At 40.8% G+C, this 12,744-nt stretch carries 12 protein-coding genes; 10 read left to right on the top strand and 2 right to left on the bottom strand.

Annotated features, from left to right (window positions below; translation table 11 throughout):
• Nucleotides 1–37 precede the first annotated feature (37 nt).
• On the bottom strand, nucleotides 38–622 hold the full coding sequence (gene rrtA, locus PAT01_RS01410; RefSeq protein WP_154944465.1) for a rhombosortase: 585 nt from the start codon (nucleotides 620–622) through the stop codon (nucleotides 38–40).
• A gap of 97 nt (nucleotides 623–719) precedes the next feature.
• Between rrtA and ggt the strand changes: the two genes are divergently transcribed.
• From ggt to PAT01_RS01395, 3 genes are all read left to right on the top strand, one after another.
• Nucleotides 720–2,498, top strand: coding sequence for a gamma-glutamyltransferase (ggt, locus tag PAT01_RS01405; RefSeq protein ID WP_054982516.1), 1,779 nt, complete (start codon nucleotides 720–722; stop codon nucleotides 2,496–2,498).
• 142 nt (nucleotides 2,499–2,640) lie between these two features.
• Nucleotides 2,641–4,335: an NAD-dependent malic enzyme gene (locus tag PAT01_RS01400; RefSeq protein ID WP_004586602.1), complete on the top strand. Its 1,695-nt coding sequence runs from the start codon at nucleotides 2,641–2,643 to the stop codon at nucleotides 4,333–4,335.
• A gap of 152 nt (nucleotides 4,336–4,487) precedes the next feature.
• Entirely contained in the window at nucleotides 4,488–5,216 is a 729-nt protein-coding gene (locus PAT01_RS01395; RefSeq protein WP_054982514.1) for an SIMPL domain-containing protein, read from the top strand.
• Here PAT01_RS01395 and PAT01_RS01390 read toward each other — a convergent pair.
• Complete coding sequence (locus PAT01_RS01390; RefSeq protein ID WP_154944463.1) at nucleotides 5,206–6,564, bottom strand: DUF2254 domain-containing protein; 1,359 nt, start codon at nucleotides 6,562–6,564, stop codon at nucleotides 5,206–5,208. The two genes, PAT01_RS01395 and PAT01_RS01390, sit on opposite strands and share 11 nt — an antisense overlap.
• 118 nt (nucleotides 6,565–6,682) lie before the next feature.
• On the opposite strand from PAT01_RS01390, the gene PAT01_RS01385 reads away from it, so the two are divergent.
• From PAT01_RS01385 to PAT01_RS01355, 7 genes are all read left to right on the top strand, one after another.
• A complete protein-coding gene (locus PAT01_RS01385) occupies nucleotides 6,683–7,057 on the top strand; it encodes an MAPEG family protein (protein WP_154944461.1) in 375 nt (124 codons plus the stop codon).
• Nucleotides 7,058–7,068: 11 nt separating this feature from the next.
• The gene (locus tag PAT01_RS01380) at nucleotides 7,069–7,698 is read left to right on the top strand and encodes a sulfotransferase (protein WP_154944460.1); all 630 of its coding nucleotides are present in this window, start codon (nucleotides 7,069–7,071) and stop codon (nucleotides 7,696–7,698) included.
• Nucleotides 7,699–7,773: 75 nt separating this feature from the next.
• On the top strand, nucleotides 7,774–8,346 hold the full coding sequence (gene miaE / locus PAT01_RS01375; protein WP_024033616.1) for a MiaE family protein: 573 nt from the start codon (nucleotides 7,774–7,776) through the stop codon (nucleotides 8,344–8,346).
• Nucleotides 8,347–8,529: 183 nt separating this feature from the next.
• Nucleotides 8,530–10,449 carry a pilus assembly protein N-terminal domain-containing protein gene (locus PAT01_RS01370; RefSeq protein ID WP_154944458.1) on the top strand — a complete coding sequence of 640 codons (1,920 nt, stop codon included), beginning with the start codon at nucleotides 8,530–8,532 and terminating at the stop codon, nucleotides 10,447–10,449.
• Entirely contained in the window at nucleotides 10,446–11,123 is a 678-nt protein-coding gene (locus PAT01_RS01365; RefSeq protein ID WP_154944456.1) for a tetratricopeptide repeat protein, read from the top strand. Before PAT01_RS01370 ends, PAT01_RS01365 begins: the two co-directional genes overlap by 4 nt.
• 395 nt (nucleotides 11,124–11,518) lie before the next feature.
• Entirely contained in the window at nucleotides 11,519–11,908 is a 390-nt protein-coding gene (locus tag PAT01_RS01360; RefSeq protein ID WP_154944454.1) for a hypothetical protein, read from the top strand.
• Between the two features lie 64 nt (nucleotides 11,909–11,972).
• Nucleotides 11,973–12,740, top strand: coding sequence for a hypothetical protein (locus tag PAT01_RS01355; protein ID WP_054982510.1), 768 nt, complete (start codon nucleotides 11,973–11,975; stop codon nucleotides 12,738–12,740).
• Nucleotides 12,741–12,744: the final 4 nt, after the last annotated feature.

Here is a 12,744-nt window from a genome sequence, read left to right as displayed (position 1 = left end):
GTTAACTAACGCGGCGTTTTTATTAATATTGAAAAGCCTAATCGCTATTTTTTAAGTATTTAATTGCTAAAGGTATGCTAAGTAATGTGCCGCCCACCGCGCCAATTAAGTGCGCATCAATGGCAACGGTTGAATCAATTAATTGGCCAATACTGGCATCGGGGCCGTTTACTTGCTCTATTATTATTTTTATCCACACGCCTATAAATAATAAATAACCCGATTTAAGCGACAAGGTAATGTCTTTTACCGCTCCCCAAATAATAACACCATGTAATAGGGCGCTTAACCCCGTGTATATAAATATAGCAGGGCAAAACCATAATACGCCGAGCCCACACCACAGTGCTAAAAAACACACATTAAAGGCATAATGTGCAGGCGACGTGTATTCGCCATGCAGTAACCAAATTAAAAATATGCCTACTGCGTTTAATCCTAAATGCGCCCAGTTAGCATGTACGAATTGACTGGTAAACACTCGCCAAACTTCGCCGTTTTCAATGAGCGCTCGGTTAAATTCAAGTAAATTATTTAAATCAAATGCAGCAAAAACAATACTAAAAAGCATCAAAAATAATGGCGGAAGTAAATAACGAGGTTGTAGCGGTAAATTAAGCATTTTATTATGTTTTTTTAGTCAAAATTTTTGCATATTGTGCCCGTTTAACTTTAAGATGCCAAATACAACTACGTAATTAAGTGTTTTTAGTATTTTTATGCATTTTAAACTTAAGTCATTATTTACTATTGGTTTGTTTGCAGTAACGCTGCCAACAATAGCAAAAGAACCTGCAAAATTAGAAATTCGTGAGCCAGAAGCCACCACCTCAATTGTACAAAAACAATTAGTAACTGGTGATCAATACATGGTGGCCGCGGCCAACCCGTATGCCTCACAAGCTGGACAACAGATTTTAGCTAAAGGCGGAAGCGCGGTAGATGCGGCAATTGCAACGCAATTAGTGCTTACCTTAGTTGAACCACAATCATCGGGCATTGGTGGTGGTACATTTATGATGTATTACAACAAAGCCGATAACCTACTTACAAGCTTTGATGGCCGAGAAACCGCGCCACAAAATGCTGACGAAAATCTGTTTTTAGATAAACACGGTAAAGCCGTTAAGTGGATTGAAGCAGTTGTTGGCGGTCGCTCTGTGGGTGTGCCAGGTATTTTGCATGCCTTTGCAAGTGCACATCAACAATACGGTAAACTTGCGTGGAGCGAGTTATTTAAACCCGCTATTAAACTTGCCGAGCAGGGCTTTGAAGTGTCGCCTCGTTTACACGGTTTATTGGCACGCCAATTAAACCCAGGTGTAATGAGTATGCCGGTGATTAACGAGTACTTTTACCCTAATGGCGAATTAATTAAAGCCGGTACGATTAAAAAAAATCAGCCCTTAGCTAATTTATACAAAGACATTGCTAAACAAGGCATTGATGCATTTTATAAAGGCGATAACGCTAAGCAAATAGTAAACGCAGTGCAAAATTCAAAAATTGCACCGGGTACATTAAGCGAATCAGACCTGGCTAATTACAAAAGTAAGCAACGCGATGCAGTATGTATTAAATACCGTGCTTATAATGTGTGCTCTATGGCCCCACCGAGCAGTGGTGGTGTAGCGGTATTACAAATTTTGGGCTTGCTTGAACACAAAGACATGAGCGCGCTTAAACCTAATAGCGAAGAGGCAATTCATTACTTTAGCCAAGCCTCACGCATAGCATTTGCTGATCGTAATATGTACATGGGCGACCCTGATTTTACACAAGTGCCTACCAAAGAGCTGTTAAATAAAAAGTACATTGCATCGCGCGCCAAGCTTATTACTGAGCAAGACACAAAAGCAGTTGCAGGTAATCCGGTAGGCTATTTAAGCTACGCAAAAGATGATTCTTTTGAGTTGCCATCAACATCGCACGTATCCATTGTAGATAGCTTTGGTAATGCCGTATCAATGACCAGTTCAATTGAAATGGCGTTTGGCTCAACTGTGATGGTTAATGGCTTTATTTTAAATAACCAATTAACCGATTTTGCGCTTTCGCCACGCATTGACGGCAAATTAGTAGCTAACCGCGTTGAGGCGGGCAAACGCCCACGTAGCTCTATGTCGCCAGTAATGGTGTTTAACAACGACGGCAGCTTACGCTTAGTGGTTGGCTCGCCAGGTGGCAGCCGTATCATTGATTATGTAGCGCAAGTGGTTATTGGTGTGCTGGATTGGAATTTATCGGCACAAGAGGCGATTAACCTGCCAAGAACCACCAATCGTAACGATTACACGAGCCTTGAAAAAGGCACTGCGCTTGAAGCCATAGCCCCGCAATTAACTAAACGCGGCCATGCTGTACGTGTACTTGATTTAAACTCTGGCTTACATGCCGTAGAGGTTAAAAACAATAAATTGTATGGCGGTGCCGATCCGCGCCGTGAAGGGGTTGCTTTGTCGGATTTAACTGACAAAAACGCCACTATCAAATTTTAATTTATGTATAATAGCCATGCAGGCAGTGAAGCCTGCATGTGTTTTCTCTCAATGGTCTGACAAGCTTAATTGTCATTGCAATTTAACCTTTTACAATGATAATGGCAGATCATAACTTAAGACTCCGTTAAAGCCTGGAAATATGACAACTAATACTGATCCTAACTACCTTTATATTCCTTACTCTGGCCCTGGCCTAATTGAAACTCCGCTTTTAAACAAAGGCAGCGCGTTTAGTAAAAAAGAACGCGAAAACTTTAACCTTGCGGGTTTGCTTCCTCCACGTTTTGAAACAATTGAAGAGCAGGTTGAGCGTTGTTATCAGCAGTATTCAAGCTTTAACGATAACTTAAACAAGCATATTTACTTGCGTGCCATTCAAGATAACAACGAAACACTTTACTACCGTTTAGTGCGTGATCATCTTGAAGAAATGATGCCAATTATTTACACGCCAACGGTTGGTGATGCCTGTGAAAAATTCTCAGATATTTACCGCAGTGCACGTGGCTTATTTATTTCTTACGAAGATCGCTATCAAATTGACGACATTCTACGTAACGCCACTAAAGGCAAAGTAAAAGTAATTGTGGTTACCGATGGCGAACGTATTTTAGGCCTAGGCGATCAGGGTATTGGTGGCATGGGTATTCCTATTGGTAAGTTATCACTTTACACAGCGTGTGGTGGTATTAGCCCAGCGTACACATTACCTGTAATGCTTGATGTAGGTACTAACAACGAAAAACTTCTTAATGATCCTATGTACATGGGCGCGCGTCATAAGCGTATTGCGCAAGATGAGTACGATGAGTTTTTAGACTTGTTCATTAAAGCGGTTAAACGTCGCTGGCCAAATGTATTACTGCAGTTTGAAGATTTTGCACAGCCAAACGCTATGCCATTACTTAAACGCTACCGTAACGAAATTTGTAGCTTTAACGATGACATTCAAGGTACTGCAGCAGTAACTGTAGGCTCTTTATTAGCTGCGTGTCGTGTTAAAGGCTCAACCCTTAGCGAGCAAAAAGTGGTATTTGTTGGCGCAGGCTCAGCCGGTTGTGGTATTGCCGAGCAAATTATTAGCCAAATGGTGTTTGAAGGCATTAGCGAAGCACAAGCGCGCAGCCAAGTATTTATGGTTGACCGTTTTGGCCTACTCACTGAAGGCATGGAAGGCTTACGCGATTTCCAACAAGCTCTAGCGCAACCACAAGCTGCATTAAGCGAGTGGACTTACAGCGGCGAATACGCTTCATTATTAGATGTAATGCACTGTGCAGCACCTGATATTTTAATTGGTGTATCGGGTCAACCGGGCTTATTTACCGAGCAAGTTATCCGCGCTATGCACTCAGGCTGTGAACAACCGATTATTTTCCCATTAAGTAATCCATCTAAGCAGGTTGAAGCACACCCAGCTGATGTTATTAAATGGACTGAAGGTAAAGCACTTGTAGCAACGGGTAGCCCATTTGAGCCAGTAGAATTTAATGGTGAAGTGTTCCCAATTCCACAGTGTAACAACAGTTATATTTTCCCAGGTATTGGCCTAGGTGTGATTGCAGCAAAAGCAACACGCATTACCGATGCAATGCTGAGTATGTCGAGCGAAATGCTTGCTGAGTCATCACCCCGTGCAAACACCGGTAAAGGCAGCTTATTACCTGCACTGACTGAAATTGAAACGTTAAGTAAGCGTATTGCATTTGCAGTGGCTAAAAAAGCAATTGAAGAGGGCGTAGCTCTTGAGATTAGCGACGATGCACTGTGGGCTGCTATTGATAGAAATTACTGGTTACCTAAATACCGTAACTACAAACGTTGCAGCATTTAATTACGCTGAGTAACGTAAAGTAAATAAGGCTGTACATTGCGTAACAGCCAGTTACAAAAAACAGGCAATTGCCTGTTTTTTTGTGCTTGTTCATTTATTGTTAACCACGTAGGCTCTTTAATGGTGACAACAAAAATACAATGGATAATGCAATGAAAACACACATTCTTTTATTAAGTAGCGCAATTGCCTTAAGTACCTTGAGCCTTGATGCGCATGCAAACTCAACACCTAACGCTCCTCATATTTATGTTAAAGGTGAAGCAACCGTAACCACTATGCCTGATTACGTACAATTAAGCGTAGGTATTGTAGAAATAGATAAAGACCTAATTGATGCTAAAAACAAGGCCGATAAAACCATGGCTAAAGCGATCAAATTAGTAAAAGAGCTTGGCATTAAAGACGGTAATATTAATGCAGGGCATATTTCTATAAATCGCGAAAGCCAATACAACAGAAGCTCTGGCGAGCAAGAATTTAAAGGCTTTAGAGTGTCGCGCACGTTAAGCGTTAAACTCTCGCAAATCGAAAAATACCCTCAGCTGTTACAAAACCTAGTAAATAACGGCATTAACCAAATAAATCAAACTCAATTTTTAGCGAGCAACTATGAAGAGCTACACAAACAGGCGCAAAAATTGGCCATTCAAGATGCCCGCAAAGCCGCAAAAGAATTAAGTGCCGATTACGGCGTTGAGCTAAAAGGACTATATACGGCGTCGCTAAGCCCAATGAACGTACCTGCTCAGCCTTATGCACGCTCAGAAAAAACCATGATGGTAGCAGATAGCGCACCCGGTAATTTTGTTCCTGATGCGTATCATGCTGGAGAAATTAAAGTAACAGCGTCTAGCTATGCGGTTTACTTTATTGACTAATATGTTGGCAGGTAAAACGAGCCACTAGTTTATCCCCTTGTGGCTTGCTAATGCGGGCAATCGCGTTAAGCATGTTGGTAATTTCTTGTCTGTCGTATTCGTTACTTACATGCTCATTTATGTCATCTACAATGGCACTTAAGTAATTAAATAGGCTGTTTCGGGCTGCATCATTGCCATGCGCTACAAACAATATATTTTTAAATGCCTCTAAAACGTTCGTCATTACATACGCATCGCCTTTTGCGTAATTACGCAGTGGCGTAAAGTTATCGTGCAGTAACTCATCAAAACTGGTTTCGTGTATAAAGAGTAACGGGGCGTTGTCGCTGTGTTTAAACGAATAATTTGTATCGTTAAGCGACAGGCGCTCAATTAATAAAATACTCAGCATATCTATCGATTTAACCGCTGTACCAGGGTCATTAATACCTGGGCTCATTGCTTTAACGGCAATTTCTGAAATTTGCGTTAATCCATAACGGTAATGATCGCTAATGTACTCTTCTATATAAAAAATAAAGCAGTCTAAAATTTTAGCAATAAGTTCTTCGTTATTTGAAATGTCTTTATCGCATTTTAAAAACGGATAGCCTTTAACGGTAAAGTAACCTTGGTTTACCGAGATATACACCCGAATATTTTCCTCGGCTAATATGGCGCATAACTTATCTGTATGCACCCCTTTGTAATAACCCTCGGTAGTGCTATTAACTGAGTGCCACTGTGTAAAATCAGGAAAGTCAGCGAACGGCTTTTCTGATTGCCTATCAACAATGGCTTTAATTTCGCGTTTAGTTTGGCTAAATAAACCGTTAAGTACATTATCTACTTGAATAGCTTTAGATATTGAATGAATAAAAAATACAAACAAGCCAAGCGATACTAAGCCAAACACCAATGACAGCAGCACCCCAAGCGATGGAATAGCGGTATCGCCACCTTCAAGCTTATTAATATTAATGAGCATAATAATTGAGTAAATTATGCTGCCTAAATAAAAGCCCAATACCATTTGATGCGACTTACGAGTAATAAGCCCAGGTACAACCCGCGGAGATAAACTGGCACTGGCCGAATTTAAAACCACCATCACCATAGAAAAACTAAACACCGTAAGCGATATAATACTGCCTGCTAGCGTGCTTAAAATGGTGCGGGCATTTTCGGCGCTATCTACAAGCACAACAGATATAAACGCCTTGAGCTGCTCTACAGGCGCTATGTATTCAAGCGACATGGTAATTACAGCAAAAAGTAAAAAACCAACCGAAAGTACAGAAGGGTAAAAGCCAATGCTGTTGATCATTTCACGATAGCGGTCGGCTACTTTGCGAGGGACAAACATAAATTCCTTTCATTGCGTTATAAAATTCAACTAATACACACTGTAGCATAGTTACTAAGTAAACTTATGATTGTGCAAAACTATGTTATTATTGCCAAAAATAAAACAGGACAACACCGTGATAGTTTCTACGTATGCTGCGCTTTTAGCGTTTTATTATATTTACTTAAGTTTTAATGTGATCAAAGTGCGCCGCAGCGAACAAGTGTCGCTTGGCGATAACGGCAACCCTAAATTACAACGTGCAGTGCGTGCCCATGCTAATTTTATGGAATACGTACCCTTTACGATTATTTTGCTTTTTTTAGCCGAATACCAAGGCCTTGCCAGCCATTATTGTAATATTTTAGGTGGCGCATTATTAATAGGGCGCGTTTTTCACAATTTAGGCATTGTTGAAAACAATCTTAAGTATCGCCAAATTGGTACCATTGCCACCTTTTTAGTGATGGTTATTAGTGCCTTTTTATTGCTTGTAACACGTAATAGTTAGTAATAGCAGTTATGAGTAAAATATTTATAATAGGGCTTCCGCGTACAGGCACCACTAGTGTATGCCACGCTTTTTTAGAGTTTGGCATTGCCACGGCGCACACTGCGTACACCTCGTATTGTTTTGAAAACGCCACAGCCATAGCCGATACCCCTGTATTTAATGACTACCCAGCATTAGATAGCCATTACCCCGGCGCTAAATTTATATATTTAGCGCGCGAAAAAACACCCTGGATTGCCTCAATTAGGCAATTGCTGCTGCGAATGCATACTAATTTAACGCGCCCAGACGGTGGTTTTAATATTCATATAAAGCGTTGTTACTTAAAGACCTTTACTGACTTATCGATTGATAATATTAACCAAGATGATTATTTAGCAAAGTGCTACAACACACATTTAGCTAACGCGCGTGAGTATTTTAAGCACCGCAGTAACGACTACTTAGAAATTGATATAGCAAAGCCACAAAGTTTTGCTCAGCTTACTGCGTTTTTAGGCATTAAAAGCGAGCGCACCGACTTTGAAAAAATGAACATAGGCGGCAAAGTGACCGCATGGAACGATATTAAACACCCGTTAAAAATTGACTCAACAGCAAAAGGGCGCATAGATAAGCATTTACCTTATATGCGTTAATTTTGCTCTGCGCTGCAAGATTTTTACTATTAAATACGCTAAAATCCCCGCATTATTTTTTAAGTAGTACAAAAAATGTTTGAATTAAAATACAACACCCCCTTTGAATGGACCGAAGCGGTTTTAGCCGACTTTAATACGTTTTTACAAGACCACGCTGCCGCTGAGAAAAAGGCATCGGGCATGGCTATTTCTATGCTGTCTCATTACCCAGACAAACGTAAACTGGTAAAAGCCATGACCGATTTAGCGCTTGAGGAGTTAATCCACTTTAAACAAGTGCTTAAACTGCTGATTGAACGCGATACTAATTTAGGTGATGACAAAAAAGATCCATACATAAAACAAATACGCGCTTTATTTAGACATGGCCGTGATGGATTTTTAATGGATAGATTACTGGTTGGCGGCGTTATTGAAGCCCGCGGCCACGAGCGTTTTTCATTGGTTGCCCAAGCATTACCAGAGGGTAAAGAAAAAGACTTTTATGTGGCGATTGCTAAATCAGAAGAAAAACATAAAAACTTATTTGTAGAGCTAGCGTACGAATACTTTGATAAAGAAGAAGTTGATGTTCGTTTAGAAGAGCTACTAGTCGCTGAAGCTGAAATTTGTAAAAACATTCCTTTTACCGCCGCGCTGCATTAATACTTTTGGCACAAAGCACTGCTTTGTGCCTTCTGTCCTAACTTCATTTGCATTTTGCAAATCAAAATACTAAAGCCGCCTGTGCTTATATCTCCAATCATTTTAATTTATTGAATTTAAAGCTAAATATTTGCTGGTCTTAAACTTGCTCTGTTAATTCAACGCATACTTGAGGACGCGCATATGTTTAAAGCCATTATTTTTGTAATACTTTTTTTACCGTGCTGTGTATACGCCAAGCAAAGCAATTTAAATTACATAGAAAACGCCAATGGCGATAGAGTAAAAAAAGTATCCCACTTAGTTAAGTGGACCCATACTCGCTTTGTATTTAACCGAGATATAGCACGTGTTGCGCTAGGCCACGAAACCACACTCGATGTAAACGTAGTAAACGGACGCGAGCTATTAATTTTGGCTAAAAAGTTGGGCCGCACCTCTATGATGGTGTGGTATGACGACAACACATCAGAAACATTTTTACTGGGCGTGACCGAAGACTACAGTGTACTTGAAAATGCCCTTAACGATATTCATCCTAACTTAGCGCTCACCATCGCACCTGATAGACACGCGGTAGTTCTACGCGGCGAAGTACCTACGCTTAATTATCGCCATGCAGCCCACGAAGCGGCAAAAAACTATTTATATGCAAGTAGCTCACAATCGGCTCAACCTGTTATTACCTCTGCGCCTAACCAAGGAATGTTTAATTCTTTAGCGCAGCGTTTACAGGGCATGGGTAATTTAAACAATGGCTTAGCACAAAGCTCAAGTAAAGTAGCGATTATTAACCTTATTAAAGTTACGCAAGCGCCAAAGCCTAAGGAGGCGCGCATAGCGCAGGTGTTAAAATCGATGGGGGCTGACAAAGTAACTGTAAAACGTATTTCGGTTGATGAGTTATCAAACGATGATAACGATGTGTTTATGCTCAGCGGAACAGTTAAAAATCAAATTGAACTGGTGCGGTTGTTAAATACCATCAATAAATTATTTGAACCAGAGCAAGCAAGCCAAGCACCCACATCGGCACTAGATCCAAACGGGCTTATCAGTAACACAACGCAAAACGAAACAAGCGCTATTGAAGTACTCGCAAATGAGTCTGGCGGGTTATTAAATGGCGATTCTGGCCTGACTTTAAGCAATGTAAATTCAAACGTAGCGCGGGCAACTTTGCTTTCGGTGGCTAAAGGTAAAGTGCTATCAAGCATTGAAGTAGAAGACTTACCTCAAGTGAGGGTGTCGGTGCAGCTTTATGAGGTTAATCAGCGCCGCTTAAAGCAATGGCGTCCAGATATTAGTGTGCTTTCGAATGGGTATAACAACGAGCAAGGTTTATTTGGCCTAGAAGGCATGAATGCCCGTGAGTCTGGCTCAGCATCAATAGAAAACGCACTGCAATTAATTGGCGGACAATTAACAAATAACTTGCAGTTATCAACCTCGCAATTTGCCATTGATATGTTGTTTTCTTTGCTAGAGCAAGAGGGAATTTCAAGAACGCTTTCGCGACCTACACTTACCGTACTTGCAGGCGAAAGCGCGGTATTTAAAGTAGGCGGCGAAGTGCCAGTACCTACAAGCTACAGCCCATCTGGCGTTACCAGCGGGCAACAAGGTAACAGCGGTTCAGTATTTAGTGGTACTGAGTTTAAATCGTTCGGCGTTGAGCTCAATGTTCGTGCTTTAGTGGATGACAAAGACCGCATAACCCTTGATTTAAATCCGGTTATTTCATTGCCAGACACCACACTCACAGCAGAAATAGCACAAAGCACCGGCAGCAGTTTAAACAGCAGTGCATTTAATACGCGCAGCATGCAAACTTCTACCCGTTTACAAGACGGGCAACCTTTAATTATTGGTGGCTTAATTAGTACAGATAACAACGCCAGTCACGACTTTGTACCCGATGCAAACGGCGAGAGCCTGTTTGGTAAATTAAGCGAAACAACCAGTAAAAGCGAAAACAACCGCGAGTTGATTATTGTGGTTACCCCTAATTTAGTCCGCGAGCCGGTTAATAATTTACGTGTGTGGCAAACAGTTGATTTAGATAGCCAAATGGCCAGTTTTATACAGGAGCAAGGGTTATGAAAGTAATATATATCATTATTTTACTGAGTATATCAGGCTGCGCACATATAGAGTATGCGCCCAGTGTAAACCCACATACGGCACTAAGTGATATTGTTACTAAGTATGCACTAAACAGCAGTGCTTTAACTTGTGAAGGGGTAAGCGCGGTTAATTGTTTAGCCTTAGTGCATGAGCTTAATCAGTTAATGCTTGAGCACCCAAACAATAAGGTTATTTTATCTGTATCAGCTTATGCACTGTATAAAAGCGGAAGAGCTAATCAGGCGCAATCGGTAATAAACAAGCTTCTTAATTTACCTAACCCGCCTTTAAACGCGCTATCTTTAGGTATTAACTTAGCTATTGAGCAAGGAAATTTAGCCAAAGCAAAACAAATTGCCCTGTACGCTATTGATGAATTTGGTACTGAGGCTTCACCGTATTTACAAATGGCGTCTATTTATTATGCGCAAGGGCATTATGTTATCGCAGCTAATTATTTAGAGCTTGCCTATAAATTTGGCACGCAGAAAAGTCATTATTACTATCACAAAGGGCTAATAGCTGAGGCGACACCTGATAACGCATTGGCGTGTCATTATTATAATGAGGCAATAGGTTTTGATGCGCAGCACAACCAAGCCACAGCGCGCTACGCGAAACTTTCGGTACTTGGTAATTGTAAAAGTTAAGGCCGCAAGGCCTTTTTATTTTATTAAACTACGCACTCCTTAGTTAAACCCGCTCATAAAAAGTAAAAATAACGTACCTACCTAAACAATTAAAATAGCCTTACTCGGCGTTGTTTAAACCTATCTCGCTTTGTGAATAATCCCAACTAATTGCTCGTCTCTCTTACTTTTAAAAGCTTTGTATAAATGAGTTAACAGCTTGCCTTTTAATTAATCTCTGCTTGCGTTTTAACGCACTTTAATAATGATTTGCAAAATGCGAATCATAACAAGGATAAGCAAAGCTTATTTTAAATAATAAAATTAAATCATTGATTTTTAATGATTTAATTAATGGCACGGTCCTCGCTATATATAAAGTGGGCATAAGCTCTAACACATTTAAGGTGATCATTATGAAAACTATGAAAAGCAACTTAAACGGTAAAAAACAACAAGGCTTTGTACTTACTTCTGAGCTAATTATTCTTTCAACATCTATGGTGGCAGCACTTGTAATTGGTTTATCAACCTTACCAGACTCTGTAACCAGCGAGCTTGAAGATGTAGCAGAAGCAATTGGCTCGTTAGATCAAAGCTATGTATTTGATGGCATGATCAACGCCGAAGGCACTGCAGAAATTTCAGGCTCTGGCTATGTTGATGCAGTAGATGTTTACGCAGGCGATGGTAGCTCGTTTACTTTTGTTGCCTCTGACTTTAGTGAAAGTGCTGCACTTATTAATGCAACGCCAAGTGGCGATGCTGCAACACGTACAGCAGCAGGTGGTTCACAAGGTAATTAAAATTATAACTACCTAAATCACACTGCCACAACCGTGTGGCAGTGAAATTTGTCAGGAGGAAATTATGAAAAGTAAAAATAATAAAGGGGCGACGACCGCTGCACTCACCTTACTTATCACCTCTGGCATGTTGGCCTCAGCGCTTGGCATCAGACAAGTAAACGAACAAGACTTAGTTACTGCCTGGGTGGTAAATAAAAATATGTCGGCGGGGCAAGTAGTGAGTGTGCACGATATTGCCCAAAAAGATGTAAACCCCAGTAACTATGCAAATATGGCGCTAAGTATACAAAATCCCCGCGCCTTTATTGGTAAGCAATTAGCCACTAATAAAATGGGTGAACAACCACTATTTGAAACAGATTTTATGCAGGTTAAAAGCCAAAATTTATCAGAGGCGATCCCCGCAGGCAGAGTGCTGTATACATTAAAATTAACCACTTTAGATATTCCATTATCGCGGGTGCACAAAGGCGACCGCTTAGATATTGTTGCTAAAACAAACCGGCTTGTAAGAACCGTTGCGCGCGATGTGCAGCTTATTGGCATTTCAAAAGGTCCTGGCAGTAAAGCGCAAAAAAATGGCGTGATGGACAGCCTAGCAAAAAAGGAGCCGGCAACCAGCGCGGGTGTGTCATTAGTGTTGGCTGTACTTCCTAAAGATGTATATTCGTTAGCCGCAATTGATACCCAAGATAAGGTATCGATAATTGTGCACAGCGCTTATGACATTGAACAAGGGCGCTTACAAAATTTCTCCCAATTACAAACTAGCCGAACAATTCAAGTGGTTAAAGGCGTTAAAAACCAAGCTGTTTATGTGGCTAAGTGAGGCG

The organism is Pseudoalteromonas atlantica, assembly GCA_007988745.1.
In the GTDB taxonomy this organism is placed as follows: Bacteria; Pseudomonadota; Gammaproteobacteria; order Enterobacterales; family Alteromonadaceae; genus Pseudoalteromonas; species Pseudoalteromonas atlantica.
Note: the sequence above shows the minus strand (reverse complement) of the source record. Positions and strands in the feature narration are given on the sequence as shown.